The sequence below is a fragment of the Azospira sp. MPR-E4 genome (genome assembly GCF_058809645.1).
In genome coordinates this window covers 24,394-50,054 of sequence record NZ_JBXAST010000022.1, presented here as the reverse complement: position 1 = coordinate 50,054, position 25,661 = coordinate 24,394, and the positions used below count along the sequence as shown (strand labels likewise).

Below are 25,661 nucleotides of genomic sequence, written 5' to 3'. Positions count from 1 at the left end.
GCATACTTCATGTGCGAAAGTAGGTCACCGCCAGGCTCCCCTTACAACACCCCAGCTACCTCGTGGCTGGGGTGTTTCTATTTGTACCTCACTAAATTCCCTCCATCCCAAATTGTTTAGATTTCTGTGCCGCCGGCTCTTGCCGAGTCCAGATATCGGCTTGCGACATCGAGATTTCGCGGAGGACTGGTTACTCGTTCGAGTGACGGAAAAAAAGCGCTGGTGGGCGAGAAACGCCGATCAGCTATGTTAGAATTCGCACCGGCGGGTCTCCCCGCATTGCAGGGTGGTGAACCTGGTCAGGTCCGGAAGGAAGCAGCCACAGCTACTTACTGCAAGTGCCGGGGGTAAGGCTCGCCACTTTCATTTCCGGCAGCCGCCATGGGCGGTCGGGTGCCGCTGTCGTGCGAGACTATTCGGCATGAGCTATCAGGTTCTGGCGCGCAAATGGCGCCCTCGAAGCTTTTCCACCCTGGTCGGCCAGGAGCATGTGGTCCGTGCGTTGACCCATGCCCTCACCGAGCAGCGGCTCCACCACGCGTATCTCTTCACCGGCACCCGAGGTGTCGGCAAGACCACCTTGGCCCGCATCCTGGCCAAATCCCTCAATTGTGAATCCGGCATCTCGGCGACTCCCTGCGGGCAATGTTCTGCCTGCCAGGAAATCGATGCGGGTCGTTTTGTAGATCTTCTCGAGGTCGATGCGGCCACCAATACCCGGGTCGATGAGATGCGCCAGCTGCTCGAGAACGCGGTGTATGCGCCTACCCGGGGCCGCTTCAAGGTCTACGTGATCGACGAAGTGCACATGCTCTCCAATTCGGCCTTCAACGCCATGTTGAAGACCCTGGAAGAGCCACCCGAGCACGTCAAATTCATCCTGGCGACCACCGATCCCCAGAAAATTCCGGTGACGGTTCTTTCCCGCTGTCTGCAGTTCAATCTGAAGCAGATGCCGCCCCAGGCCATCACCGGCCATCTTTCCCACATCCTTGAGGCTGAATCCGTCCCCTTCGAGGCGCCGGCGTTGGCTCTGCTGGCCCGCTCTGCCAACGGCAGTATGCGTGACGCCCTTTCGCTGCTCGACCAGGCGATTGCCCATGGCACCGGCAAGGTGGAGGAGTCCCTGGTGCGCGACATGCTCGGCACCGTGGATCAGGATTACCTGTTCACCCTCTTGGAAGCCATGGCCCAGGGCGATGTCAGTGCCATGCTGAGTGTGGCCGATCTGATGACGGAGCGCAGCCTATCCTTCGACAGTGCCCTGCAGGATCTGGCTGCCATGCTGACCCGTCTGCAGGTGGCCCAGCTGGCCCCGGCCGCCATTGCCGAGGATACGCCGGACCGCAGCCGCTTGCTCGCACTGGCAGGTGCCATCGACGCCCAGACGGTGCAGTTGGCCTACCAGATCAGCGTGCATGGTCGCCATGAACTACCCATGGCGCCCGACCCCCATGCCGGTTTCGTCATGACCCTGTTGCGTCTGCATGCCTTTGCGCCGCGCCAGCCTGGGGAGGGCCCATCCCCGGGAAAAGCGTTGGCCGCCCCGCGGGCGCAGGCTCCCGCGGTTAAGGCGGCTCCTTCCCGAATTTCCGTCCCGGCCCGAGCTGCAGAAGCCCCCGTCGTACAGCCGGTAACCACTCCTGCGGAGATGATGCCGGCGGCACAGGTTGTCGCCGCTGATAGCGAGGCTCCAGGTGACTGGCAGTCGATTCTTGACAGCTTGCAGTTGTCCGGTATGGCGCGGGCCCTGGCCCAGCACTGCGAGTTGCTGAAGCTGGGCGGGGAGGTGGTGCAATTGCGCTTGCCGCCGGCCCATCGCCACCTGATCATGAAGGCGGCCCAGGATCGGCTGCAGCAGGCCCTGGGCGAATACTGCGGCCGACCGCTGCAGTTGCAGATCGAAGTGGCCGAGGTGAGCACGCTGACGCCGGCGGCGATCCTCCAGCAGGAGCGGGAGGAGCGCCAGGACCGGGCTGTCGCCGCCATCGAGCAGGATCCCTTTGTGCGCGAGGTGATCGACATCTTCGACGCCACGCTGATTGAATCATCCATCAAACCCATCTAGTCGAGGACCACGAAAATGATGAAAGGCGGCATCGCCGGCCTGATGAAGCAGGCCCAGCAAATGCAGGAAAACATGAAGAAGGCCCAGGAAGAGCTGGGTCGCGTCGAGGTGGAAGGTCAGGCCGGTGCCGGCATGGTCAAGGTGCTGATGACCTGTTCCCACGACGTGCGCCGTGTCACGATCGACCCCTCGGTCATGGACGACAAGGAAATGCTGGAAGACCTGATCGCCGCCGCCGTCAATGACGCAGTGCGCCGTGGCGAGGAGCTGAGCAAGGAACGCATGTCCGGCTTCACTGCCGGCCTCAACCTGCCCCCCGGATTCAAGCTGCCCTTCTGATGAGCACCCCATCCAGCCTCGAAGAACTGATCGAGGCCCTCCGCTGTTTGCCGGGGATCGGGCCGAAATCGGCCCAGCGCATGGCCTACCATCTGCTGCAGCGGGACCGCAAGGGCGCCCGCCGCCTGGCAGACGGCATGTCCCATGCGCTGGAGGCCATTCGCCATTGCAGCCGCTGCAACACCTTCACCGAGTCCGATGTCTGCGAGCGCTGCGCCTCCACCAAGCGGGATGCCAGCCTGCTGTGCGTCGTCGAAACGCCGGTGGACATGAACATGATGGAGCAGACCCAGGCCTACAACGGGCTCTACTACGTCATCATGGGGCGCTTGTCGCCGCTGGACGGTGTCGGTCCCCGGGAGCTGCAGCTGGACCGTCTGCTGGCCCGGGCCTGCGATGGCGAGGTCCAGGAGGTCATCCTGGCCACCAATTACACCAACGAAGGCGAAGCGACCGCTCACTACGTCAGCGAACTGCTGCGCAGCAGGGGCATCAAGGTGACCCGGATCGCCCGGGGGGTGCCGGTGGGTGGGGAGCTGGAGTACGTGGATGCCGGCACCCTGGCCCAGGCCATGCGGGAGCGGAAAAACGTGGAAGCCTAGCCCTGGCGGGTCCGATTCTTGACCGGGCTCAGGTTTGGAGCGGCTTTCGACGCATTTGACGACATTGAGTTCCCGGCCCGGTTCCAGTCCGTAGGTGGATTCGAGTATAATCTTCCGGTTTTGTTCGGCCAGGATCATTTTTGCCTCGCCGAAGGCGTTACCGAATTGCTGTTCTGAATTTTAATTTCAACGTTCTAGGGATCTGCGCTATGAGCAAAGAGAACAAAGTGGACTGCGGCAGGCGGCGTCTGATCGTCGCTACCGCGGCCGTGGGCGGGGCCGGGGCGGTGGCGGCACTCGTGCCGTTCGTCGCCAGCATGCTGCCGTCCGAACGCGCCAAGGCAGCCGGCGCTCCGGTGGAAGTGGATATTTCCAAGCTGGAACCGGGTCAGATGATGACCGTGGAATGGCGTGGCAAGCCGGTGTGGATCATCAACCGCACCAAGGACATGCTGGACACCCTGCCCAAGCTGGCCGATGCCGTCGCCGATCCCAAGTCCGAAAAAGAGCAGCAGCCCGCCTACTGCCAGAACGAAACCCGCTCCATCAAGCCCGAAGTGCTGGTGGCCGTGGGTATCTGTACCCACCTGGGCTGTTCTCCTTCCGCCAAGTTCAAGCACGGCGCCGAAGAGGGCATGTCCGGTGACTGGCTGGGCGGCTTCCTGTGCCCCTGCCACGGTTCCACCTTCGACTTTGCCGGCCGCGTTTACAAGGCCAAGCCGGCTCCGACCAACCTGGAAGTTCCGCCGCACATGTATCTGTCCGATACCCGCATCCTGATCGGCGAAGACAAGAAGGGGGCGTAAGGAATGGCTGCCAATACCAATTTCGAAAAGTACAAGTCCGACGGTTCCATCGGCGGCAACGTGCTGGAGTGGGTCGATGCCCGCTTCCCCGCCACTTCCATGTGGAAGGGCCACCTGTCCGAGTACTACGCACCGAAGAACTTCAACTTCTGGTACTTCTTCGGCTCCCTGGCCCTGCTGGTCCTGGTGCTGCAGATCGTCACCGGCATCTTCCTGGTGATGCACTTCAAGCCGGATGCTTCCCTGAACGCCGCCGGCGTGCCCGTGGCTTTCGCCTCCGTCGAGTACATCATGCGCGACGTGCCCTGGGGCTGGCTGATCCGCTACATGCACTCCACCGGTGCTTCCGCCTTCTTCATCGTCGTCTTCCTGCACATGTTCCGCGGCATGCTCTACGGTTCCTACCGCAAGCCCCGCGAGCTGATCTGGCTGTTCGGCGTCGGCATCTTCCTGTGCCTGATGGGCGAAGCCTTCTTCGGCTACCTGCTGCCCTGGGGCCAGATGTCCTTCTGGGGCGCCCAGGTGATCGTGAACCTGTTCTCCGCCATTCCCCTGATCGGACCGGACCTGTCCGTCTGGCTGCGCGGTGACTTCGTGGTGGGCGATGCAACCCTGAACCGTTTCTTCTCCTTCCACGTGATCGCCATGCCCCTGGTGCTGATCGGCCTCGTCGCCGCCCACATCCTGGCCCTGCACGAAGTCGGTTCCAACAACCCCGACGGCGTCGAGATCAAGAAGCTGAAGGACGAGAACGGCCATCCCCTGGACGGCATTCCCTTCCATCCCTACTACACCGTCAAGGACATCGTCGGCGTCGTGGTCTTCCTGATGGTCTTCTCCTGCGTGGTGTTCTTCGCACCCGAAGGCGGCGGCTACTTCCTGGAATACAACAACTTCATTCCGGCCGATCCCCTGAAGACCCCGCCCCACATCGCTCCGGTGTGGTACTTCACCCCCTTCTACTCCATCCTGCGCGCCATGGTGTGGCCGATCCTGGGTCTGGATGCCAAGTTCTGGGGTGTGGTGGCCATGGGCGCTTCCGTGGTGATCTTCGCCTTCCTGCCCTGGCTGGATCGCAGCCCGGTCAAGTCCATCCGCTACCGCGGTCCGATCTACAAGACCTTCCTGACCCTGTTCGTGATCTGCTTCGTGATCCTGGGCTACCTCGGTACCCAGCCGCCCTCCTACTGGGGCGAGAAGGTCTCCCAGGTTTGCTCCCTGATCTACTTCGGCTTCTTCCTGCTGATGCCGTGGTATTCCAAGGTGGACAAGTACACGCCGGAACCCGAGCGTGTGACCATGAAATAAGGACGAGAGCGACATGAAAAAACTGCTTACTGCATTGCTCTTCGCGCCCCTGATGGCGCTGGCCAGCGGCGCCGCCGTGCATCTGGACAAGGCTCCGGACGTTTCCGGCGACAACGCGGCCCTGCAAAACGGCGCCAAGCTGTTCGTGAACTACTGCCTGAACTGCCACGGCGCCTCCTTCATGCGCTACAACCGGCTGACCGGCATCGGTCTGACCGAGCAGCAGATCAAGGACAGCCTGCTGTTCACCGCCGACAAGGTGGGCGAACCCATGCGCGTCGCCATCCGTCCGGACGAAGCCAAGCAATGGTTCGGCGCCACCCCGCCCGACCTGACCCTGATCGCCCGTGCCCGCGCTTCCGAAGCCGGTCCCGGCGCCGACTGGCTCTACACCTACCTGCGTTCCTTCTACCGTGACGACAAGCGTCCCACCGGCTGGAACAACGTGGTGTTCGAGAACGTCGGCATGCCGCACATCCTGTGGGAACTGCAGGGTCAGCAAGTGCTGAACCACGAGACCCACAAGCTGGAACTGGCCGTGCCCGGCAAGCTGTCCGCCGCCGAGTACGACAAGCAAATCGCTGACCTGGTCGGTTTCCTGGTGTACATCGGTGAACCCGTTTCCGGTCTGCGCAAGCAGCTGGGCATTGCCGTCCTGCTGTTCCTCGGCGTGCTCTTCGTCGTTGCTTACGCTCTCAAGCGCGAGTACTGGAAAGACGTGCACTAATCCGCCTGACATTCAGGCTACGGCATCGCCGATCGGGGCTTTTCCCGGCGGCGGTGCCGATTCCTTTTTGAGGTAACGAGTCATGATGAACCTCTACTCCGGCACCACCGATCCCTTCAGCCACCGCTGCCGCATCGTCCTGTTCGAAAAGGGCATGGACTTCCAGGTGATCGATGTGGACCTCTTCAACAAGCCCGAAGACATTGCCGTCATCAACCCGTACAACCGGGTGCCGGTGCTGGTCGAGCGCGAGTTGATCCTGTACGAACCCAACATCATCAACGAATACATCGATGAGCGTTTCCCCCATCCCCAGCTCATGCCGGCCGACCCCATCATGCGGGCCCGGGCGCGCCAGCTGCTGTCCACCATGGAACGGGAAATCTTTGCCTACATCGAGCCCCTGGAAAAGAACGCCAAGACCGCCGACAAGGCGCGGACCGAAATCCGCAACCGCCTGACCGAGCTGGCTCCCATGTTCGCCAAGCAGAAGTTCATGCTGGGCGACGAGTTCTCCATGCTCGACGTGGCCATCGCCCCCCTGCTGTGGCGCCTGGACCACTACGGCATCGACCTGCCGAAGACCGCCGCGCCGCTGATGAAGTACGCCGAGCGCATCTTCAGCCGCCAGGGCTTCATCGATGCCCTGACGCCTTCCGAAAAGGTGATGCGCAAGTAACGAACTGACGGGGGCGCCGCCACGGTGTCCCCGTCTTTTCTCCAGGCCGGCGCCTGCGGTGCCGGTGCGTCGGCCGGACCGGTCGGCGCCATTCAGCGGAAGACTGTCATGCAACTGCCCTCCACCAAGCCCTACCTGATCCGCGCCATTTACGAATGGTGCGTGGACAACGGCTTTACCCCCTACATCGCAGTGGCCGTGGATGACCGGACCCTGGTGCCCCGCGAGTACGTGCGGGACGGCCAGATCGTCCTCAACATCAGCGGCGACGCCACTTCCCACCTCAACATGAGCAACGAGCTGATCAGCTTTGCCGCCCGTTTTGGCGGTGTGGCCCGGGATCTGTCGGTGCCGGTGGGCAATGTGGTGGCCATCTACGCCCGTGAAAACGGGGCCGGCATGGCCTTCGAGGTGGATGAAGAAGTGGAAGGCGAGGGCGAAGTGGTGGCGGATGTCGGCGACGAGACCCCGCCGGAGCCGCCGGCTGCACCGCCCAGCGGCCGTCCCCACCTGCAGCGGGTGAAGTGAGCGGGGGCTTTCCCTCCCGGGTACTCCCCGCCGCTCCACCGGAAACCGCCTCGCGCCCCAAGCCGAGGCGGTTTTTCTTTGGCGCACCAAGCTGGCGCGGGATGCGCCAAGCTGGGGCCGAAATCCAGCCGTTCGCCTGGCGGATTCGCTGTTGTTTATTAGTAACCCATTGATTATTAATGGTGGCATGGCTGTTGCTGTGTTGGGGCAGGAGCCCAGACCATGCCAAATGAAAGCCACTTCCCCCCCAGTGTCACCCCTTCCACCTGCTGCTACTGCGGCACCGGCTGCGGCGTCCTCATCGACAGCCGCGACGGCCGCATCACCGACGTGCGCGGCGACCCGGAGCACCCGGCCAACCAGGGGCGCCTCTGCGCCAAGGGGGCGACCCTGCACCTCACCGCCGCCCCCGGCACCCTTCAGGCCAACCGGGCCCTCTATCCGGAAGTGCGCACCCGCCGCGACCAGCCGCGCCAGCGGGTGAGCTGGGAGCAGGCCATGGCCGTGGCGGCCCGCCGTTTCGCCGCCGTCATCGCCGAGCACGGACCGGAGGCGGTGGCCTTCTACGTCTCCGGCCAGCTGCTGACCGAGGACTACTACGTCTTCAACAAGCTGGTGAAGGGCTTCATCGGCAGCAACAACATCGACACCAACTCCCGCCTCTGCATGTCCTCCGCCGCCTCCGGCTACAAGCTGACCCTGGGCGTGGACGCGCCGCCCAATTGCTACGAGGACATCGGCCTGGCCCAGTGCCTGTTCATCACCGGCGCCAATCCGGCCGCCGCCCATCCCATCGTCTTCCGCCGCATCGAGGATGCCCGGGCAGCCAATCCCGAACTCAAGATCATCGTCGCCGACCCCCGCCGCAGCGAGACGGCCGCCATCGCCGACCTGCACCTGGCCCTGAAGCCCGGCACCGACATCGCCCTCTACAACGCCATGCTGCACGTGCTGCTGGCCGAGAACCTGGTGGACCGGGACTACATCGCCGCCCACACCGAAGGCTTTGCCGCCCTGGAGGCGATTGCGGCGGACTACAGCCCCGCCGCGGCGGCCCAGATCTGCGGCATCCCAGCCGAGGACATCGTCCAGGCGGCGCGCTGGTTCGGCCTCTCCAAGGCCAGCCTGTCCCTCTGGTGCCAGGGCCTCAACCAGTCCCGCCACGGCAGCCACAACAACGCCGCCCTGATCCACCTGCACCTGGCCACCGGCCACATCGGCCGGCCCGGCGCCGGCCCCTTCTCCCTCACCGGCCAGCCCAACGCCATGGGCGGCCGGGAAGTGGGGGGCATGGCCAACCTGCTCTCAGCCCACCGGGATCTGGGCAACGCCGAGCACCGGGCCGAAGTGGCCCGCTTCTGGGGCGTGCCCGAGGTGCCGGCCAAGCCCGGCCTCACCGCCGTGCAGCTGTTCGAGGCCGTGGGCCGGGGCGAGGTCAAGGCCCTGTGGATCGCCTGCACCAACCCGGCCCATTCCCTGCCGGACCAGGCCCGGGTGCGGGCTGCCCTGGAGACGGCGGAATTCGTGGTGCTGCAGGAAGCCTACGGCGACACCGACACCGCCGCCTACGCCGACCTGCTGCTGCCCGCCGCCAGCTGGGGCGAGAAGGAGGGCACGGTGACCAATTCGGAGCGCCGCATCTCCCGGGTGCGGGCTGCCGTGGCGCCGGCCGGCGAGGCCCGGGCCGACTGGGCCATCGCCGTCGATTTCGCCCACCGCCTGGGGGACGAGCTGGGCCGGGGCGAAGAGGCCCGCCGCCTGTTCCCCTACCGCCGTCCCGAAGCCATCTTCAACGAGCACCGGGACAGCACCCGGGGCCGGGACCTGGACATCACCGGCCTCTCCTACGGCCTCCTGGAGCAGCGCGGGCCCCAGCTGTGGCCCTTCCCCGAAGGGGCCGAGGCCGGCCTGCCCCGGCTTTACGCCGACGGCCGCTTCCCCACGCCTTCCGGCCGCGCCCGCTTCGTCCCGGTGCAGCACCAGGAGGTGGCCGAGCCCACCGATGTGGATCAGCCCATCAGCCTTCTCTCCGGCCGCCTGCGGGACCAGTGGCACGGCATGAGCCGTACCGGCACCGTACCGCGCCTGTTCCACGGCGCCGAGGAGGCGGTGCTGGCCATGCATCCCTGCGACCTGCGCCACCGGGGTCTGGAGGACGGCGACCTGGCCCGGGTCAGCAACGGCCGCGACAGCCTGGTGCTGCGGGTGGCCGCCGTGGCCGGCCTGAAGCAGGGCCGGGCCTGGCTGCCCATGCACTGGGGCAGCCGGTTCATGCACGGCGCCGGCGTCAACGCCTTCACCGGCCCGGCCTGCGATCCCATTTCCCTGCAGCCCGAGCTGAAGCACGCCCCGGTGCAGGTGGAAAAGGCCGACCTGCCCTGGCCCCTGGCCGTGGTGCGGGCCGGAGAGGGGCCCGACGCCCTGGCCTCCAGCCTGGCCCTGCTGCAAAGGGCGCGCCGCCTGTTGCCCCGCTTCCCCTACGCCAGCGTCGGCCTCTATGGCCGCGGCCAGCCCCTGGTGGTGTTCCGCGCCGCGGCAGAGGCGCCCCTGGACGAGGCCCAGATCCGGGAGATCGACGCCCTCTTCGACCTGGAGCGGGAGGAGGGCGCCATCGTCTACGCCGACCGCCGCCGCCACATCGGCAAGCGGGCCCTGGCCCGGGACGGCCACCTGCTCGGGGTGCGCCTGGCCGGCGAGACCCAGGCCCTGGCCTGGCTCAAGGACGCCATCTCCGACGACGTGCTGGACCCGGACCTGCTGCGCTGGGCGGTGGCCCCCATCAGCACGCCGCCGGCCAAGCTGCTGCGCGCCAGCCCGGTGGTGTGCAAGTGCGCCGACATCACCCAGGCCCAGATCGAGGCCGGCATCGCCAGGGGCCTGGACCTGGACGGCCTGCAGAACGAGCTAAAATGCGGAACCTTCTGCGGCGGCTGCCTGCCCGAAGTGAAGAAAATCATCGTTGCCAAGACATCCCCCCAGGCTGCCTGAGGGAAAGACAAGGAAAACCGGGGAGACGCCCATGAATTACGCCCACTTCATCAAGGAACTCGGCCGCGGGGCCGAAGGCCCCAAGGACCTGACCCAGGAGGAGGCCCAGCTGCTCTACGGCGCCATGCTCGACGGCGGTGTGCCCGAACTGGAACTGGGGGCCATCACCATCGCCCTGCGGGTCAAGGGCGAGAGCGCCGAGGAAATGATCGGCTTCCTGGCCGCCGCCAGCGAGCGGGTGCATGCCCTGCGGCCGCCCCCCGGGCGCATCCGGCCGGTGGTCATTCCCAGCTACAACGGCGCCCGCAAGGGGGCCAACCTGACGCCCCTGCTGGCCCTGCTGCTGCAGCGCTTCGGCGTGCCGGTGCTGGTGCACGGCCTGCTCGAAGGCTATGGCCGGGTCACTTCGGCCCACGTCTTTCGCGAATTGGGCCTGATGCCCTGCGCCAGCCACAGCGCCGTGCAGCAGGCCATGGACGGCTACGGCGTGGCCTTCGTGCCCCTCAACGTGCTCAGCCCGGGGCTGCACAACCTGCTCTCCCTGCGCAGCCGCCTGGGCCTGCGCAACAGCGCCCACAGCCTGGTGAAGATGCTCGACCCCTTCAAGGGCGGCGGCGTCCTGCTGGGGGCCGCCACCCATCCGGCCTACATGGACCTGATGCGCGACATCCTCTCCTACGGCGGCGGCCGGGCCCTGCTGCTGCGGGCCTCGGAAGGGGAGCCCTTCGCCAACCCCAAGCGCCGCCCGCGCATCGAGTACCTGCACGAGGAGCAGTGCGAGGTGCTGTTCGAGGCCGAGCACGAAAGCCTCAAGGCCCTGCCCAACCTGCCGGAGGAGTGCGACGCCAAGGTCACCGCCCAGTGGATCCGCAAGGTGCTGGACGGCCAGGCCAGCCTGCCCCTGCCTTTGGCCAACCAGCTGGCCTGCTGCCTCTACGCCAGCGGCTATGCGGAAGACTTCAACCAGGCCAAGGCCATCGTGGCGGTGGAAGGCAACGGCCTGACCACGGTCTAGACCGTCCCGGCCCTGGCCGTGGCGCGATTGCGCCACCGGCCGCCGCCGTGGGGCCGCGCCCCGCCCGAACCCGCCGCCAGGCGGGTTTTGTTTTTCGGGCTCAGCCCTGGCGCCGCTTCCAGTCGTCGGTGAGCAGGCCGGCAAAGCCCCAGTTTTCCTCGGCGATTTCCTGGATCACGATGTGGGTGTGTTCCGGCTTTTTGCCCAGCACCCGCACCAGGCTGTCGGTGACTTCCGCCACTAGGCGGGCCTTCTGTTCCCGGCTGGCGCCGGCGGTGATCTGGATATTGACGTAGGGCATGGGATCTCCTCGGGTCGGTTGGGGGCCGGCCATGGTGCCATGGAATAGGCGTCGGCGGATGCTCCGGTCATCGCCGCCGGGCCTTGCCGGCCCTCCGCCGCCCGCCGCCGATGCAGGCCCGGCGGGGCCTGGGGCCAATTGTCGTGCAGATGACAATCTCCCGCTGCGTCCCTTCCTAGACTGTGGCCAGCCCGTCAGCGAACGAGGCCCGAACCGGAGCATACCGGTCCCCTACCAGGCGGCATCGAGACACCAAAGGAGATTGTGGATGAAGGCGCTACGGCGAGCCCTCACGGGGCTCTATTTCGTTTGTGGGGCCCTGCTGGCGACGTCGCTTCATGCCCAGCAGGGCAATGTCATCAAGCTGGGCCAGTCCCTGCCCCTCAGCGGGCCCCTGGCCGAACTGGGCAGCGAGTACCGGGACGGGGCCCAGGCCTATCTCAAGTGGATCAACAGCAAGGGCGGCATCCACGGCCGCCGTATCGAGCTGGTGACCCTGGACGACGGCTACGTGGTGGAAAAGAGCGTGGAGAACGCCAAGCTGCTGCTGGACAAGGAGGGCGTCTTCGCCTTTCTCGGCATGTTCGGCAGCGCCAACTACACGGCCCTGATGCCCCTGGTGAACGAGCGGGGCGTGCCCTCGGTGGCGCCATACACCGGGGCCGACGAGCTGCGGGAGCAGGCCTCGCCCCAGACCTTCTGGCTGCGGGCCAGCTACGGCGACGAGACGGAAAAGATCGTGGACCAGCTGACCACCCTGGGCATCAACCACATCGCCGTCTTCTACCAGAACGACGCCTTCGGCAAGGCCGGCCTCAAGGGCGTGGAAGTGGCCCTGAAGAAGCGCAACCTGAAGGTCATCGCCAGCGGCAGCTTCGACAAGGTGAAGAACGACGTCACCGAGGCGGTCAAGGCCATCGCCGCCGCCGACACCCAGGCCGTGGTCATGATCAGCACCTACAAGCCCACCGCCCTGTTCGTCAAACAGATGCGGGCCACCGGCAAGCAGCCCCAGTTCTTCGCCCTCTCCGTGGTGGGCTACAAGGCCCTGCAGGCGGAGATGGGGGCGGAGGCGGCGGGCATCGCCATCTCCCAGGTGACGCCCTATCCCTGGAGCGCCTCCAGCGGCGTGGTGCGGGAGTTCGACGCCCTGCCGCCGGCGCTGAAGCCCAAGGGCGGCATCACCTACACCAACCTGGAAGGCTTCATCGCCGCCAAGGCCATGGTGGAAGGCCTGCGCCGGGCCGGGCCCCAGCCGACCCGGGAAAAGCTGGTGAGCGCCCTGGAATCCATGGCGCCCTGGGATGCGGGGGGCTTCCTCCTGGATTTCTCCGGCAAGCACCTGGGCTCCCGCTTCTCCGAAGTGACCATCGTCGGCAACAGCGGCCGGCTGCTGCGTTGAAAAGTGGCCTGCCCTGGCAGCCAGCAGGGACGGGCTTGAACGACAAGGGGCGGCTGCAAAGGCCGCCCCTTCTGCTTTCCAGGCCGGTGCTCCTCAGCCCCTGGCGTACTGGCGGATGAAGGCGCAGCAGTCGGCCAGGGCCGCCGTGGCTTCGGGGAACAGGGGCGCCACCGCCGGGTAGCAGTGGAACATGCCTTCCCCCAGCTCCAGCCGCACCTCCACGCCCGCCGCCCGGGCCTTGGCGGCGAAGCTGATGGCGTCGTCGCGCATGATCTCGGCACCGCCGGCGTGCAGCAGCAGGGGCGGCAGGCCCTGCAGGTCGCCGAAGAGGGGCGAGATGAGGGGCTCGCGCCGGTCCCGCTCGCCGGCGTAGTAGCGGCTGAAAACCTCCCAGCAGCCGTCCGGCGCCAGGGGGTCCGATTCCTGGTAGGAGGGGCCGCTGCTGGTGAGATCGGTCCACGGCGACAGGGCCACCGCCGCCGCCGGCAGGGGCCGGCCCTTGTCGCGCAGGGCCAGCAGGGCCGCCAGCAGCAGGCCGCCGCCGGCCGAATCGCCGGCAAAGACGGCCCTGGCCGGGTCCTGGCCCCGGGCCAGCAGCCACTCCCAGGCCGCCAGGGCGTCGTCCAGGGCGGCCGGGAAGGGGTGCTCCGGGGCCAGCCGGTAATCGAAGACCAGGGCCGGCACGCCGCTGCCGGCGACAAACTTGGCCACCGCCGCCCGATGGGAGCGGTGGGAGCCCATGACGTAGCCGCCGCCGTGGAAATAGAGCATGGCGCTGCCGCCGGCGTCGTCTCGGGGGCGGATCCACTCCAGGCTCATGCTGCCCAGGTTGAAGCTGTCCACCGCGATGTCGGGGGGCAGCTTGCCGAAGATCACCCCGGATTTTTCCACCTGGGCCCGCAGGGCCGGGATGGAGGTGTCAAAGGTGATGGTCTCGCGCCGGGCCTTGAGGCGGAACCAGTGGCGGTGCTTGAGCAGGAAGATGACGGCGCGGGCTTTGAGGCTGGGCATGGCGGATCCGGTGGGCAGGGCAGGGTACGGCGGTGGCCTCCCGGTTGTGCGGGAGGGGCGGGAAGGGGCATTATCCGCCAGTTTTCCCGGCGTCATGCGCCCCATGCCGAACCTTTGCCGCGAGCCTGCCTTGTCATCCGCCCCGATCCTCTCCCTGCTGCCGCTCCATTACGCCGCCCTCAGCCTGCTCACCCTGCTGGTGTACGCCTGGGACAAGTCGGCAGCCCGGCGCCGTGCCTGGCGCATCAGCGAGGCCACCCTGCACGGCCTGGCCCTGCTCGGCGGCTGGCCGGGAGCCTGGCTGGCCCAGGCCTGGCTGCGTCACAAGAGCCGCAAGCAGCCCTTCCGTACCTGGTTCTGGCTGACGGTGGCGGTCAATCTGGCGGTTTTGGCCTTGCTGCTGTGGCGGCTGGGCCAGGACCGCGGCTTTCCCTTTTCCATGCCGGCCATCCCCGTGCCGGGCTGAGGTCGTGAGGCGCCCATGATGAAATTCCGTGTAGTCCGGTCCCTGGTTTTCTGTCTGCTCCTGCTGGGGGGCGGCGTTGCCGCCCGGGCGGAAACCGCGGACGAACGGCCCGAGTGGGGCGTCTTCTTCGCTGCCGCCGAGGCCCGCGGCACCATGGTGGTGGCGGACCGGCGCGGCGGCGGCCACCGCCTGTGGCGCTACGATGCGGAGCGGGCGGCGCGGCGCTATGTGCCCGCCTCCACCTTCAAGATCGCCCATGCCCTGATGGCCCTGGAGAGCGGCGTGCTGCGGGACGAATTCCAGGTCCTGCCCTGGGACGGGGTGCAGCGCGCCATCCCGGCCTGGAACCGGGACCAGGACCTGCGTTCCTCCATGCGCGCATCCGTGGTCTGGGTGTACCAGGACTTTGCCCGGCAGATCGGCGAGGCCCGGGCCCGGCGCCTGCTGCAGGCCATGGACTACGGCAACGCCGAGCCGTCCGGCGGCGAGGACGGCTACTGGCTGGACGGCAAGTTGCGCATTTCCGCCGAGGAGCAGGTGGCCTTTCTCGAGCGCCTCTACCGCAATCAGCTGCCGCTGGCCCTGGCCCACCAGCGGCTGGTGAAGGACGTGATGATCGTGGAGGCCGGCCGCGACTGGATCCTGCGGGCCAAGACCGGCTGGGACGGCCGCATCGGCTGGTGGGTGGGCTGGGTGGAGTGGCCCCAGGGGCCGGTGTTCTTCGCCCTCAACCTGGATACGCCGGGGCGGATGGCGGATCTGCCGAAACGGGAAGGGGTGGCCCGGGCCATCCTGGCGGCCATCGGCGCCCTGCCGGCGGCGGCGCCGGTTTTGCCGAGTGGGGCGAATGCCTCGAGTGCGATGACCGGGGCCGTGTCTCCCGCCACGCCCGGCACCGCCCTGCCAGGCAAATAGGACTTGCCTAAGGGGCCTGCCATGGCGGTGAGGCCCGCGGGATAAGGCTCCCGGCGATGCTGTCGCCGTCAGGCCCGTCCCGCCTGGTTCCCAGCCGGGTGCTGCCCGAGCCGACGGTTTACAGCCCCAGGCCCTGGCCCAGAGTCGTTTCCCCCACCACGTGCCGGTAGCGCCGGTAGCCGTTGCGGCCGCCGGACTTGGCCTGGTACATGGCCCAGTCGGCGTGGCGCAGCAGGGTTTCCGCGTCCTTGCCCGCCTCCGGGTAGAGGGCGATGCCGATGCTGGCGGAAACGTGGCCCTCGCCGTTCGGCAGGGGGAAGGGCCGGTTCATGGCGGCGACGATCTTTTCCGCCACCTGTTCCGCATCCTCGGCCCCCGCCACCTCCGCCAGGAGCACGGCGAATTCGTCGCCCCCCAGGCGGGCCACCGTATCGGCCTTGCGCAGGCAGCCCCGCAGGCGGGCCGCCGCTTCCTGCAGCAGCCGGTCGCCGGCGGCGTGGCCCAGGGTGTCGTTCACTTCCTTGAAATGGTCCAGGTCCACGAAGAGCAGGGCGAAGGCCCGCTCCTGCCGTTCCGACTGGGCCAGCAGCTGGCCCAGGAGGTCGTTGAAGAGGACCCGGTTGGGCAGGCCGGTGAGGCCGTCGTGCAGGGCCTGCTGGCGCAGCTTCTCCTGGTAGGCCTGGCGCTCGGTGATGTCCCGGGCCAGGGTCAGGATCAGGCGGCGGCCGCCGGAGGCGAAGGCGCCGATGCGCATCTCCACCGGGAATTCGTGGCCCAGGCGGTGGCGGTGGCGGCCTTCCTGGGTCACCGGGGCGTTGGTGTCCAGGTTGTGCCACAGCTGGTGCAGTTCGGCGGCGGGAATGCCGACCTCGAAGGCGTCCATGTTGCTGCCGATCAGCTCCTCCCGGGGCAGGCCCAGGCTGTCGCAGGCCTGCTGGTTCACGTCCTCGATGCGGCCGCCGGGGTCGTGCAGGAAGAGGGCGTCGCCGGCCCGTTCCACCAGGTTGCGGAAGCGCCCTTCGCTTTCCCGCAGGGCCCGGGCCTGTTCCTCCAGGCGCTGCAGCTGGCGCCAGATGAGGCCGATGAAGAGGGAGCAGAGGACGATGCTGCCCAGGCCCATGAGGATGATGTGCAGGGTGGTGGCGCGCCAGGGGCGCAGCAGTTCGCTTTCCTCCTGGGAGACGGAGACCAGGATGGGATAGCGCTTGGCCTCGCGGAAGCTTTTCAGGCGCTGGCGCCCGTCCATGGAGCTGGTTTCCAGCAGGGTGCCGCTGGCGCCGCGGCCGGGAGTGCGCAGGAACAGGTCCTGTTCCGGGTAGGCATGGCCCAGGCTGTCGGGCATTTCCGGGTAGCGGGCGAGCAGGGTGGCGTTGCTGTGGTAAAGGGCCACGGCGCCGCCGGGCAGGTGCAGCACGGAGCGGTAGAAGGAGACCACATCGGCCAGGCTGACGCTGGCCAGGATGACGCCGGCGAAATGGCCCCGGGGCCCCACCAGACGGCGGGAGAAGATGAGCCGCTGGGAGCCGTCGAGCAGGGTGCGGGTGGGGGGCGAGATGAGGGGCTCGGCTTCGGCCGTGTCGCGCAGGCGGCGGAAGTATTCCCGCTCCCGCACGTTCATGGCGGGTACCGGGTGGCGGGCCGAGTGGGCCAGCACATTGCCCTGGGCGTCCACCAGCACCAGGTTGGTGACGAAGGGGGTGGCGGTGACCTGGCTGCGCAGCAGCTGGTGCAGGCGCCGGGCCTGCTCCTCGCGCCGGGCCGGGTTTTTCTCCGCCACCAGGGGCGGCATGGCGGCCACTTCCTGGCGGGCGTTGAGCAGGGCCTGGTCGGTGGCGGTGATGGCCCGCTCCATCTGTTCCAGCAGGGCCAGGTTGAGGGTGCTGAGGTTGTCCCAGGCGGCGTTGTAGAGGCGTTCCCGGGTTTCGCCGATTTCCCGGAAGACCAGGCCGATGATGATGGCCACCAGGAGCAGCCAGCCGACCAGCAGGCTGCGTCCGGGACGCACCAGGGGCGGGCGGCTGGGGGGGGCGGTACTGTTTTCGGGAGCCATGGCGTTCTCCATTGGGATGGGGCGCACGAAGCACTCGTCTGTCGGCCCATTCTGGCATGGGCCCGGACTTCCTCAAATAGGCCTTTGGGCCAGCAGGGGACCGGCGGCGGGCGGCAGCCGAGGGATGGTGCCGGGCGCCCGCTGGCGGGGCAGGGCGGGGCGGCGATGCACCAGTTGTGTGCGGCGGCGCGGGCGGCGGGTTTGGTGTTATCCCATTTAAATCATGCGCTTACGGAATGGCATGGCGATTGCTAAATCTCCGGCGTACTCCTGTCGCCTGGGCGGCGGGACTGCCGGTGGTGTGGCCCTCGGGGTCAACGTGAAGCACTGCCCTTCAATGTTTTCTCTCGCTGCCTGATGGCGTTGCGGGAGGGCACGACGGCGTACCGCAATGGCGCGGGCGCAGTCCGAGGCCCGTCCCGCACCCCGGAAGCCGGCGACCGAAGGAGTGCTTCATGAACAAACCCAAACTGGTGCTGGTGGGCAACGGCATGGCCGGCGTGCGCACCCTGGAAGAGCTGCTGAAGATCGCCCCGGACCACTACGACATCACCGTCTTCGGCGCCGAGCCCCATCCCAACTACAACCGCATCCTGCTTTCCCCGGTCCTGGCCGGCGAGATGACGGTGCCCGAGATTGTCCTCAACGATCTGCAGTGGTACGCCGACAACGGCATCAAGCTGCACCTCAACAAGAAGGTGACCAAGGTGGACCGGGTCAGGCGCCAGGTCGTCGCCGAGGACGGCACGGTGGAGTCCTACGACCGCCTGCTGCTGGCCACCGGCTCCAACCCCTTCATGCTGCCCATTCCCGGCAACGACCTGCCGGGGGTGATCGCCTATCGGGACATCGCCGACACTGACGCCATGATCGAGGCGGCCAGGACCCATCGTCACGCGGTGGTCATCGGCGGCGGCCTGCTGGGCCTGGAAGCGGCCAACGGCCTCAAGCTGCGGGGCATGGACGTGACCGTGGTACACGTCGGCCCCTGGCTGCTGGAGCGCCAGCTGGACGAGGTGGCCGGGCGCATGCTGCAGCAGTCCCTGGAGGAGCGGGGCCTGAAATTCCTGCTGCAGAAAAACACGGAAGCCCTCATCGCCGGTGAGAGCGGCCGGGTGGCAGCCATCCGCTTCAAGGACGGCATGCAGATTCCCGCCGATCTGGTGGTGATGGCGGTGGGCATCCGCCCCAACACGGCCCTGGCCGAGTCTTCCGGCATCCACTGCAACCGGGGCATCGTCGTTTCCGACACCCTGCAGACCTACGATCCCAAAATCTACGCCGTGGGCGAATGCGTCAGCCATCGCGGCATCGCTTACGGCCTGGTGGCGCCGCTGTTCGAGCAGGCCAAGGTCTGCGCCAACCACCTGGCGGGCTACGGCATCGGCCGCTACCAGGGCTCGGTGACTTCCACCAAGCTGAAGGTCACCGGCATCGACCTTTTCTCCGCCGGCGACTTCATGGGCGGCAGCGACACCGAGGACATCGTCCTGCACGACCCGGCCGGCGGCGTGTACAAGCGCCTGGTGCTGAAGGACAACAAGCTGGTGGGCGGCGTGCTCTACGGCGACACGGCGGACGGTTCCTGGTACTTCCAGCTGCTGCGGGAGGGCAAGGACGTCAGCCAGATCCGCGACCACCTCATGTTCGGCCAGAGCAACCTGGGGGACACGGGCCACCAGGGCCACAACAAGGCCGCCGCCATGGCCGACAGCGCCGAGGTGTGCGGCTGCAACGGCGTCACCAAGGGCGTCATCGTCAAGGCCATCAAGGAGAAGGGGCTGTTCACCCTGGACGAGGTGCGCAAGCACACCAAGGCTTCCGCTTCCTGCGGCTCCTGCACCGGCCTGGTGGAGCAGATCCTGGCCTCCACCGTGGGCGGCGCCTACCAGGCCGCCAGCAGCGCCGAGAAGCCCATGTGCGGCTGCACCGAGCACAGCCACGGGGCCGTGCGCCAGGCCATCCGGGAGCGGCACCTGACCTCCATTCCGGCGGTGATCGAAGCCCTGGCCTGGAAGAATCCCAACGGCTGCGAGAAGTGCCGCCCGGCCCTCAACTACTACCTCATCTCCACCTTCCCCCACGAGGCCAAGGACGATCCGCAAAGCCGCTTCATCAACGAGCGGGCCCACGCCAACATCCAGAAAGACGGCACCTATTCGGTGGTGCCGCGCATGTGGGGCGGCGTCACCACGCCCAACGAGCTGCGGGCCATCGCCGACGTGGCGGACAAGTACCAGGTGCCCATGGTCAAGGTCACCGGCGGCCAGCGCATCGACCTGCTGGGGGTGAAGAAGGAGGACCTGCCCCACATGTGGGCCGACCTGGCCCAGGCCGGCATGGTCTCCGGCCACGCCTACGGCAAGTCCATCCGCACCGTGAAGACCTGCGTCGGCAGCCAGTTCTGCCGCTTCGGCACCCAGGACTCCACCGGCATGGGCATCGAGCTGGAGAAGATGTTGTTCGACATGTGGAGCCCCCACAAGGTGAAGCTGGCCGTCTCCGGCTGCCCGCGCAACTGCGCCGAATCCGGCATCAAGGACGTGGGCATCATTGCCGTCGATTCGGGCTGGGAAATCCACGTCGCCGGCAACGGCGGCATCAAGACCGAGGCGGCCCAGTTCCTGTGCAAGGTGGCCACCGCCGAAGAGGTCAAGGAATACTCCGGCGCCTTCCTCCAGCTCTACCGGGAAGAGGGCTTCTACCTGGAGCGCACCGTGCATTACGTGCAGCGGGTGGGCCTGGACCACGTCAAGCGCCTGGTGGTGGAGGACGAGGACAACCGCAAGGCCCTGCACGCCCGTCTGCTCGATTCCCTCAAGGACGCCGCCGATCCCTGGGCCGAGCACCAGGAAGCCCCGGCCCGCCGCGAATTCGAGCCCCTGGCCTTCTGAGCCGGCAGGCCGGCACGATTCTCTCGGTGTTCTCTGTGCCCTCTGTGGCAAAAACGGTTTTAAGGAACGAAAAATGAGCCAATGGAAAAACCTCTGCGCCCTGGAAGACATCCCCCTGCTGGGTTCCCGGGTGGTGCAGCACCCGGGCGGCGATATTGCCGTGTTCCGCACCGACGGCGATGCCGTCTTCGCCCTCCACGACAAGTGCCCCCACAAGGGTGGGCCCCTCTCCCAGGGCATCGTGCACGGCCAGCGGGTGACCTGCCCCCTGCACAGCTGGAACATCGAGCTGGCCAGCGGCGAGGCGGTGGCGCCGGACCAGGGCTGTACCGCCCGCTTCCAGGTGAAGGTGGAAGACGGCCGGGTCTGGCTCCAGGCCTGACGGGGAAACGACCATGCCCGGAGAGGCAGAAGGGACGGGCCTGACGGCCATGCCACGGCGGAAAAGTCCGTCCCTGCTGCCTCCTGGCAATGGCATGGAACCAATGGCCGTTCCGGCGGCCGAAGCAGGGGGCGTCGCGGCCTTTGCCGGCTGCGGCAAAAGGCGATATCGATCAATTCCCTCGCCCCTTGCCTTCACCCATAATCCAGACATGACCCAAACTGCCCTCATCCTTTTCGGCCACGGTGCCCGGGACCCCCAGTGGGCCGAGCCCATGCAGCGCGTGCAGCGCGCCATCCAGGCGCGGGAGCCCCAGCGCCGCGTCGCCCTGGCCTTCCTCGAATTCATGGAGCCGACCCTGGAACAGTGCGTCGCCCAGCTGGCCGACGAGGGCGTCACCAGCATCCGCCTGGCGCCCATGTTCATGGCCCAGAGCGGCCACCTGAAGCGGGACCTGCCCCTGCAGGTGGAAGCCGCGGCACGCCAGCATCCCCAGCTCAGCATCCACATCGCCGGCGCCATCGGCGAAGCTCCGGGCGTGATCGACGCCATGGCCGAGCACATCCTGGCCCTCGACTAGGTCTTTTCAGGAATCCACCTACCCATGCTGCGCGTTCTCGTCATCGATGAATCCCAGAGCCGGGCCGCCGACATCTGCGCCGGCCTGGTCAAGGCCGGCCACCAGGTGGCGGCTGTGCTGGCCTCGTCCCTGGACCTGGCGGGAAGGGTGGAGGAACTGAAGCCCGACGTCATCCTCATCGAAACCGACAGCCCCAGCCGGGACACCCTGGAACACCTTTCCGCCATGAACCGGGACATGCCCCGGCCGGTGATCATCTTCGCCAACGACGACGATTCGGGCCTGATCCGGGAGGCCATGAAGGCCGGCGTCTCCTCCTACGTGGTGGATGGCCTGGACCCGGCCCGCATCAAGCCCATCGTCGAGGTGGCCCGGGCCCGCTTCGAGGAAACCCTGGCCCTGCGCCGGGAGCTGGCGGAAACCACGCAGAAGCTGTCCGACCGCAAGATCATCGAACGGGCCAAGGGCCTGCTCATGAAGACCCGCAAGATGGAAGAGGAAGAGGCCTACCACGCCCTGCGCCGCCTGGCCATGGACCGGGGCCAGAGCATCTCCCGGGTCTCCCAGGACGTCATCGAGATGGCCAAGGTCCTGCTCTGAAGGCCGGGCCGCCGGCCCACCCCTGGCTTTGACCCGGGTGATGCCGGGTTTGATTTGCATCCTGGCCCCGGTTCCCCGTCCGGCGCCATACTGTCTCCCATCACCCTTTCCGGGAGTCCGCCATGAAACGCCATCCCGCCCTGTTGCAGTTGTCCCGCGAACACCACACCGCCCTCAAGCTGTCCCTGGATTGCCGCAAGGCCGTGCTGGCGGCCGACCAGGGGGCCATGAACGCCCTGGCGGGCCAGATGTCGAGCCTCTTCGCCGCCGAGCTGGAACCCCACTTCCAGCGCGAGGAAGAGGAATTGCTGCCCTGGCTGGAAGCCGCCGGCGAGCACCTGCTGGTGGCCCGCACCCTGGCCGAGCACGCCCAGCTGCGGGGCCTGGCCGAGCGCATCGGCCGGGGCGACCGGGGCGCCCTGGAAGCCTTCGCCACAGCCCTGAGCGACCACGTGCGTTTCGAGGAACGGGAGTTGTTCGAGAAGGCCCAGGAGTACCCGGCCTTCGCCGTCGGCTGAGGTTGTGCCGGGGCGTGGCCCCGGCGGGGGCGATGGCGCCCTGGTCTAGTGGATCAGGACCAGGGCCAGGATGACGGTCCACGCCGGCAGGGCGCAGACCATGATGACGCCGCAGAAGAGGGTGGCCAGGCAGTCGTCCTCCACCGCCAGCAGGCGGCGGATGCAGCGGTACATGGCGTAGCTGGAAAGGGCCAGGGCGACCATGCCGGTGATGAGGATGAAAATCAGGCTAGGCACGGCCAGGGCCAGGGAGGCCAGCCACAGGGGAATGGTGCTGAGGGTCACCACCAGGAAGGCCTGGCGCCGGTTCACCGGCACCTGGAAGAAGCGCCCGGCCAGGTGGGCGACGCCCGCCAGCAGTGGCACCATCAGCAGTTCCCAGGCCAGGATGAGCAGCAGGCGTTCCCAGCTGGGGGCAATGAAGCCGGCGATGATGCGGTTGCCGTAGGCGTTGCCGGCGAAGTTGGCCATCACCGGCAGCAGCAGGGAGAGGGGCAGGGCGATGAGGAGAAAACTGACGGCGGCGGAGGGTAGATGCTCCACGTCGTCCCAAAGGATGTCGTGGTTTTCCTGCGTGCCTGCACTGCCCATCATCCAGCCCGACAGTAGACGCGGGGCTTCCATGGGCTGTTGCTGGATATCCATGTTTCCCTCCCGCTCCCGATACGTGCGGGAGCATTGTTTTGTATTGCATGCCATCAACAACCCGATAATCATAAGAACATCGGATGCCAGTGTCTTTAGGCGTTTGGTCATAGATGGGGTCGGCGCTTTCGCCGTTCCCCTTTCCTCTCCCGCGGTCGCTCCCCATTCCGCTGTCCTTCCGCCGCTGTCGCTGCAACCGCCGGCCCGGGTTCCCCCTTCTTGTGCGGCGGTCACGCCATGGCGCACCGCAGCAGTGCGCTCCGGTGCCGCGGATGGATTTTTTCGGGGCGGTGGGAATGTGGCTATCTATATGAAGTAAAGGTGAATTCCAGATATTTTTGCTGCCTGGCACGGTGGTTGCTGAACTAGGTCGTAAGTCGGACCAATGGCGGTTCGAGCAACGCCGGGCAGCGCAGTGAAGCCCTGACCGGCAAACGGACAAAGGCGTCCATCCGCGTGTTCTCTCTCCTCTCACGCGGGTGTGACGCCTTTTCTTTTTTCTGAGGTCAAGGAGCATGGAATGTCCAAGCAAAAGCAATTCGAGGCACCCGATGCCGTGGCGGCGGAACGCCGCGAGTTCGTCAAATCCGCCGGCCTCCTGGGCCTGGGAGCAGCGCTCATGGGCCTGACTCCCGGTCTGCGTGCCGCCGCCTTTGCCGCCGGTTCCGACGCACCGGAAAAGACCGAGGTGAAGATCGGCTTCATCCCCCTGACCGACTGCGCCTCCGTGGTCATGGCCGCGGCCAAGGGCTTCGACAAGAAGTACGGCATCAAGATCGTGCCCACCAAGGAGGCCTCCTGGGCCGCCGTGCGCGACAAGCTGGTGAATGGGGAACTGGATGCGGCCCACGTGCTGTACGGCCTCATCTACGGCGTGCACCTGGGCATCGGCGGGCCGAAGAAGGACATGGCCAGCCTCATGACCCTCAACAACAACGGCCAGGGCATCACCCTCTCCAGCCAGCTGAAGGACAAGGGCGTCACCGACGGCGCCGCCCTGAAGAAGCTGATCAGCAGCGAGAAGCGGGAATTCACCTTCGCCCAGACCTTCCCCACGGGCACCCACGCCATGTGGCTCTACTACTGGCTGGCGGCCCACGACATCAACCCCATGAAGGACGTCAAGACCATCACCGTGCCGCCCCCCCAGATGGTGGCCAACATGCGGGTGGGCAATATGGACGGCTACTGTGTCGGCGAGCCCTGGAACGCCCGGGCCATCATCGACAAGGTGGGCTTCACCGCCGCCACCACCCAGGACATCTGGACCGACCATCCGGAAAAGGTGCTGGGCACCACCGCCGACTGGGCGGCCAAGCACCCGAAGACCGCCGTGGCCGTCACCGCCGCCATCCTGGAGGCATCCCGCTGGATCGACGCCTCCCTGGCCAATCGCCGGGAGACGGCCGAGACCATCGCCGCCAAGGCCTACGTCAATACGGATGTGGATGTGATCCTGGACCGCATGCTGGGCCGCTACAGCAACGGCATCGGCAAGACCTGGGACGACAAGAACCACATGAAGTTCTTCAACGACGGCCAAGTGAATTTCCCCTACCTCTCCGACGGCATGTGGTTCCTCACCCAGCACCGCCGCTGGGGCCTGCTCAAGGACGATCCGGACTACCTGGGCGTGGCCAAGGCCATCAACCAGGTGGCCCTGTACCGCCAGGCGGCGGAGAAGGCCGGGGTGGCCGTGCCCAAGAGCGACCTGCGTTCCTCCAAGCTGATCGACGGCGTGGTGTGGGACGGCAAGGACCCGAAGAAATACGCCGCCAGTTTCAAGGTGCGCGCCTAAGAGCAACCGGCGGCCGTCCCGGCGGGGCCGGGGGCCGCCTCCATCCGTGCATGGGGGAATGATCATGACGACGATGACTTTGATTCAGGGCAACACCGCGCTGGCGGCCAGCCCGACGAACGATGCAACAGACCAGGGAGCAGCCGCCATGGCCATGAATGACAGCAGTGTGGGGAGCGGCCCGGCCGCCTCCGTGACGGCGGCCCCGGTGCCGCCATCGGCGCAGGAGCCGGCCCGGGCTGCCGCCGGCCGGCGCAGCAACGAGACCCTGGTGGGCCTGCTCAAGGTGGTGCTGCCGCCCCTGATCGGCCTGGCCGTCTTCGTCGGCCTCTGGTACCTGGTCTCCATGACCAGCCCCCAGCTGCCTGGCCCGGCCAAGACCTGGGCCTCGGCGGTGCAGCTCTTTGCCGATCCCTTCTACCAGAACGGGCCCAACGACATGGGTATCGGCTGGAACATCCTCAACTCCCTGCAGCGGGTCGGCATCGGCTTCGGCATGGCCGCCCTCATCGGCATTCCCGCCGGCTTCCTGCTGGGGCGCTTCGATTTCCTCAACCGCATGATGTCGCCCATCATCAGCCTGCTGCGGCCCGTCTCGCCCCTGGCCTGGCTGCCCATCGGCCTGCTGGTGTTCAAGGCGGCCAACCCGGCGGCCATCTGGGTCATCTTCATCTCCTCCATCTGGCCCATGATCATCAACACCGCCGTGGGCGTGCAGCGCATTCCCAAGGACTACCTGAACGTGGCCCGGGTGCTGGACCTGCCGGAGTGGAAGGTGTTCACCAAGATCCTCTTTCCCGCCGTGCTGCCCTACATGCTCACCGGGGTGCGCCTTTCCATCGGCGTCGCCTGGCTGGTGATCGTCGCCGCGGAAATGCTCACCGGCGGCGTCGGCCTGGGCTTCTGGGTGTGGGACGAGTGGAACAACCTCAACGTCGAACACATCATCATCGCCATCTTTGTCGTCGGCCTGGTGGGGCTCCTGCTGGAGCAGGCCCTGGTGCTGCTGGCCAACCGCTTCAGCTACGAGGAGAAGTAA

The 25,661-nt window shown here is 66.9% G+C and carries 24 protein-coding genes and 1 other RNA gene; 21 read left to right on the top strand and 4 right to left on the bottom strand.

The features are described 5' to 3' along the window. Positions 1–263: 263 nt before the first annotated feature. The 11 genes from ffs to ybiB all read left to right on the top strand — a co-directional run bounded on the left by ffs (position 264) and on the right by ybiB (position 11,060). Positions 264–362: signal recognition particle sRNA small type (ffs, locus tag AC1RTA_RS08820), an RNA gene on the top strand. A 59-nt stretch (positions 363–421) separates the two neighbouring features. Beyond that, positions 422–2,068: a DNA polymerase III subunit gamma/tau gene (gene dnaX, locus AC1RTA_RS08815; protein ID WP_492784529.1), complete on the top strand. Its 1,647-nt coding sequence runs from the start codon at positions 422–424 to the stop codon at positions 2,066–2,068. 15 nt (positions 2,069–2,083) lie between these two features. Continuing rightward, positions 2,084–2,407: a YbaB/EbfC family nucleoid-associated protein gene (locus tag AC1RTA_RS08810; protein WP_014236884.1), complete on the top strand. Its 324-nt coding sequence runs from the start codon at positions 2,084–2,086 to the stop codon at positions 2,405–2,407. Further along, positions 2,407–3,009 carry a recombination mediator RecR gene (recR, locus tag AC1RTA_RS08805; RefSeq protein WP_130458057.1) on the top strand — a complete coding sequence of 201 codons (603 nt, stop codon included), beginning with the start codon at positions 2,407–2,409 and terminating at the stop codon, positions 3,007–3,009. Before AC1RTA_RS08810 ends, recR begins: the two co-directional genes overlap by 1 nt. A 209-nt stretch (positions 3,010–3,218) precedes the next feature. Then, positions 3,219–3,815 (top strand): ubiquinol-cytochrome c reductase iron-sulfur subunit, encoded by a 597-nt coding sequence (petA, locus tag AC1RTA_RS08800; protein ID WP_014236886.1) that lies wholly within the window; start codon positions 3,219–3,221, stop codon positions 3,813–3,815. A gap of 3 nt (positions 3,816–3,818) precedes the next feature. Next, positions 3,819–5,123 carry a cytochrome b gene (locus tag AC1RTA_RS08795; RefSeq protein ID WP_014236887.1) on the top strand — a complete coding sequence of 435 codons (1,305 nt, stop codon included), beginning with the start codon at positions 3,819–3,821 and terminating at the stop codon, positions 5,121–5,123. Positions 5,124–5,136: 13 nt separating this feature from the next. Then, entirely contained in the window at positions 5,137–5,850 is a 714-nt protein-coding gene (locus AC1RTA_RS08790) for a cytochrome c1 (protein ID WP_014236888.1), read from the top strand. A gap of 82 nt (positions 5,851–5,932) precedes the next feature. After that, positions 5,933–6,529 carry a glutathione S-transferase N-terminal domain-containing protein gene (locus tag AC1RTA_RS08785; protein ID WP_014236889.1) on the top strand — a complete coding sequence of 199 codons (597 nt, stop codon included), beginning with the start codon at positions 5,933–5,935 and terminating at the stop codon, positions 6,527–6,529. Between the two features lie 108 nt (positions 6,530–6,637). Further along, a complete protein-coding gene (locus AC1RTA_RS08780; RefSeq protein WP_492784528.1) occupies positions 6,638–7,057 on the top strand; it encodes a ClpXP protease specificity-enhancing factor in 420 nt (139 codons plus the stop codon). A 222-nt stretch (positions 7,058–7,279) separates the two neighbouring features. Next, the gene (locus AC1RTA_RS08775; RefSeq protein WP_492784527.1) at positions 7,280–10,045 is read left to right on the top strand and encodes a nitrate reductase; all 2,766 of its coding nucleotides are present in this window, start codon (positions 7,280–7,282) and stop codon (positions 10,043–10,045) included. 31 nt (positions 10,046–10,076) lie between these two features. Next, positions 10,077–11,060, top strand: coding sequence for a DNA-binding protein YbiB (ybiB, locus tag AC1RTA_RS08770; RefSeq protein WP_492784526.1), 984 nt, complete (start codon positions 10,077–10,079; stop codon positions 11,058–11,060). 100 nt (positions 11,061–11,160) lie between these two features. Here ybiB and AC1RTA_RS08765 read toward each other — a convergent pair whose 3' ends face one another. After that, positions 11,161–11,394, bottom strand: coding sequence for a tautomerase family protein (locus tag AC1RTA_RS08765; RefSeq protein WP_130458059.1), 234 nt, complete (start codon positions 11,392–11,394; stop codon positions 11,161–11,163). A gap of 235 nt (positions 11,395–11,629) precedes the next feature. On the opposite strand from AC1RTA_RS08765, the gene AC1RTA_RS08760 reads away from it, so the two are divergent. Then, positions 11,630–12,763, top strand: a complete 1,134-nt coding sequence (locus tag AC1RTA_RS08760; RefSeq protein ID WP_492784525.1) for an ABC transporter substrate-binding protein — start codon at positions 11,630–11,632, stop codon at positions 12,761–12,763. A gap of 93 nt (positions 12,764–12,856) precedes the next feature. Here AC1RTA_RS08760 and AC1RTA_RS08755 read toward each other — a convergent pair whose 3' ends face one another. After that, positions 12,857–13,774: an alpha/beta hydrolase gene (locus AC1RTA_RS08755; protein ID WP_492784524.1), complete on the bottom strand. Its 918-nt coding sequence runs from the start codon at positions 13,772–13,774 to the stop codon at positions 12,857–12,859. 130 nt (positions 13,775–13,904) lie between these two features. Between AC1RTA_RS08755 and AC1RTA_RS08750 the strand changes: the two genes are divergently transcribed. Then, on the top strand, positions 13,905–14,240 hold the full coding sequence (locus tag AC1RTA_RS08750; protein ID WP_492784523.1) for a DUF1294 domain-containing protein: 336 nt from the start codon (positions 13,905–13,907) through the stop codon (positions 14,238–14,240). Between the two features lie 18 nt (positions 14,241–14,258). After that, a complete protein-coding gene (gene blaOXA, locus AC1RTA_RS08745; RefSeq protein WP_492784522.1) occupies positions 14,259–15,155 on the top strand; it encodes a class D beta-lactamase in 897 nt (298 codons plus the stop codon). Positions 15,156–15,273: 118 nt separating this feature from the next. On the opposite strand, the gene AC1RTA_RS08740 is transcribed toward blaOXA, so the two are convergent. Continuing rightward, positions 15,274–17,205: a sensor domain-containing diguanylate cyclase gene (locus tag AC1RTA_RS08740; RefSeq protein ID WP_492784521.1), complete on the bottom strand. Its 1,932-nt coding sequence runs from the start codon at positions 17,203–17,205 to the stop codon at positions 15,274–15,276. A gap of 455 nt (positions 17,206–17,660) precedes the next feature. Between AC1RTA_RS08740 and nirB the strand changes: the two genes are divergently transcribed. The 5 genes from nirB to AC1RTA_RS08715 all read left to right on the top strand — a co-directional run bounded on the left by nirB (position 17,661) and on the right by AC1RTA_RS08715 (position 22,179). Then, a complete protein-coding gene (nirB, locus tag AC1RTA_RS08735) occupies positions 17,661–20,099 on the top strand; it encodes a nitrite reductase large subunit NirB (RefSeq protein ID WP_492784520.1) in 2,439 nt (812 codons plus the stop codon). A 73-nt stretch (positions 20,100–20,172) separates the two neighbouring features. Next, the gene (nirD, locus tag AC1RTA_RS08730; RefSeq protein WP_014236900.1) at positions 20,173–20,481 is read left to right on the top strand and encodes a nitrite reductase small subunit NirD; all 309 of its coding nucleotides are present in this window, start codon (positions 20,173–20,175) and stop codon (positions 20,479–20,481) included. Between the two features lie 211 nt (positions 20,482–20,692). After that, positions 20,693–21,061, top strand: coding sequence for a sirohydrochlorin chelatase (locus AC1RTA_RS08725; protein ID WP_130458066.1), 369 nt, complete (start codon positions 20,693–20,695; stop codon positions 21,059–21,061). Positions 21,062–21,085: 24 nt separating this feature from the next. Further along, positions 21,086–21,661 carry an ANTAR domain-containing response regulator gene (locus tag AC1RTA_RS08720; protein ID WP_492784519.1) on the top strand — a complete coding sequence of 192 codons (576 nt, stop codon included), beginning with the start codon at positions 21,086–21,088 and terminating at the stop codon, positions 21,659–21,661. Between the two features lie 122 nt (positions 21,662–21,783). After that, on the top strand, positions 21,784–22,179 hold the full coding sequence (locus AC1RTA_RS08715) for a hemerythrin domain-containing protein (RefSeq protein WP_492784518.1): 396 nt from the start codon (positions 21,784–21,786) through the stop codon (positions 22,177–22,179). A 45-nt stretch (positions 22,180–22,224) separates the two neighbouring features. Here the strand turns inward: AC1RTA_RS08715 and AC1RTA_RS08710 are convergent, their stop codons facing one another. Continuing rightward, on the bottom strand, positions 22,225–22,824 hold the full coding sequence (locus AC1RTA_RS08710; RefSeq protein ID WP_165397422.1) for a Yip1 family protein: 600 nt from the start codon (positions 22,822–22,824) through the stop codon (positions 22,225–22,227). A 520-nt stretch (positions 22,825–23,344) separates the two neighbouring features. On the opposite strand from AC1RTA_RS08710, the gene AC1RTA_RS08705 reads away from it, so the two are divergent. Beyond that, positions 23,345–24,622: a CmpA/NrtA family ABC transporter substrate-binding protein gene (locus tag AC1RTA_RS08705; protein WP_492784517.1), complete on the top strand. Its 1,278-nt coding sequence runs from the start codon at positions 23,345–23,347 to the stop codon at positions 24,620–24,622. Positions 24,623–24,770: 148 nt separating this feature from the next. Continuing rightward, a complete protein-coding gene (gene ntrB, locus AC1RTA_RS08700) occupies positions 24,771–25,661 on the top strand; it encodes a nitrate ABC transporter permease (RefSeq protein ID WP_492784516.1) in 891 nt (296 codons plus the stop codon).

Excerpts from the sequence above, each read along its gene's own strand:
- AC1RTA_RS08795 (WP_014236887.1), top strand. The coding sequence starts at position 3,819 with ATGGCTGCCAATACCAATTTCGAAAAGTACAAGTCCGACGGTTCCATC.
- AC1RTA_RS08755 (WP_492784524.1), bottom strand. The coding sequence starts at position 13,774 with ATGCCCAGCCTCAAAGCCCGCGCCGTCATCTTCCTGCTCAAGCACCGC.
- AC1RTA_RS08790 (WP_014236888.1), top strand. The coding sequence starts at position 5,137 with ATGAAAAAACTGCTTACTGCATTGCTCTTCGCGCCCCTGATGGCGCTG.
- nirD (WP_014236900.1), top strand. The coding sequence starts at position 20,173 with ATGAGCCAATGGAAAAACCTCTGCGCCCTGGAAGACATCCCCCTGCTG.
- AC1RTA_RS08740 (WP_492784521.1), bottom strand. The coding sequence starts at position 17,205 with ATGGCTCCCGAAAACAGTACCGCCCCCCCCAGCCGCCCGCCCCTGGTG.
- AC1RTA_RS08725 (WP_130458066.1), top strand. The coding sequence starts at position 20,693 with ATGACCCAAACTGCCCTCATCCTTTTCGGCCACGGTGCCCGGGACCCC.
- blaOXA (WP_492784522.1), top strand. The coding sequence starts at position 14,259 with ATGAAATTCCGTGTAGTCCGGTCCCTGGTTTTCTGTCTGCTCCTGCTG.
- AC1RTA_RS08765 (WP_130458059.1), bottom strand. The coding sequence starts at position 11,394 with ATGGCCGGCCCCCAACCGACCCGAGGAGATCCCATGCCCTACGTCAAT.
- AC1RTA_RS08785 (WP_014236889.1), top strand. The coding sequence starts at position 5,933 with ATGATGAACCTCTACTCCGGCACCACCGATCCCTTCAGCCACCGCTGC.
- AC1RTA_RS08710 (WP_165397422.1), bottom strand. The coding sequence starts at position 22,824 with ATGGATATCCAGCAACAGCCCATGGAAGCCCCGCGTCTACTGTCGGGC.
- dnaX (WP_492784529.1), top strand. The coding sequence starts at position 422 with ATGAGCTATCAGGTTCTGGCGCGCAAATGGCGCCCTCGAAGCTTTTCC.
- ntrB (WP_492784516.1), top strand. The coding sequence starts at position 24,771 with ATGGCCATGAATGACAGCAGTGTGGGGAGCGGCCCGGCCGCCTCCGTG.
- AC1RTA_RS08715 (WP_492784518.1), top strand. The coding sequence starts at position 21,784 with ATGAAACGCCATCCCGCCCTGTTGCAGTTGTCCCGCGAACACCACACC.
- AC1RTA_RS08760 (WP_492784525.1), top strand. The coding sequence starts at position 11,630 with ATGAAGGCGCTACGGCGAGCCCTCACGGGGCTCTATTTCGTTTGTGGG.
- nirB (WP_492784520.1), top strand. The coding sequence starts at position 17,661 with ATGAACAAACCCAAACTGGTGCTGGTGGGCAACGGCATGGCCGGCGTG.
- ybiB (WP_492784526.1), top strand. The coding sequence starts at position 10,077 with ATGAATTACGCCCACTTCATCAAGGAACTCGGCCGCGGGGCCGAAGGC.
- recR (WP_130458057.1), top strand. The coding sequence starts at position 2,407 with ATGAGCACCCCATCCAGCCTCGAAGAACTGATCGAGGCCCTCCGCTGT.
- petA (WP_014236886.1), top strand. The coding sequence starts at position 3,219 with ATGAGCAAAGAGAACAAAGTGGACTGCGGCAGGCGGCGTCTGATCGTC.
- AC1RTA_RS08775 (WP_492784527.1), top strand. The coding sequence starts at position 7,280 with ATGCCAAATGAAAGCCACTTCCCCCCCAGTGTCACCCCTTCCACCTGC.
- AC1RTA_RS08705 (WP_492784517.1), top strand. The coding sequence starts at position 23,345 with ATGTCCAAGCAAAAGCAATTCGAGGCACCCGATGCCGTGGCGGCGGAA.
- AC1RTA_RS08810 (WP_014236884.1), top strand. The coding sequence starts at position 2,084 with ATGATGAAAGGCGGCATCGCCGGCCTGATGAAGCAGGCCCAGCAAATG.
- AC1RTA_RS08720 (WP_492784519.1), top strand. The coding sequence starts at position 21,086 with ATGCTGCGCGTTCTCGTCATCGATGAATCCCAGAGCCGGGCCGCCGAC.
- AC1RTA_RS08780 (WP_492784528.1), top strand. The coding sequence starts at position 6,638 with ATGCAACTGCCCTCCACCAAGCCCTACCTGATCCGCGCCATTTACGAA.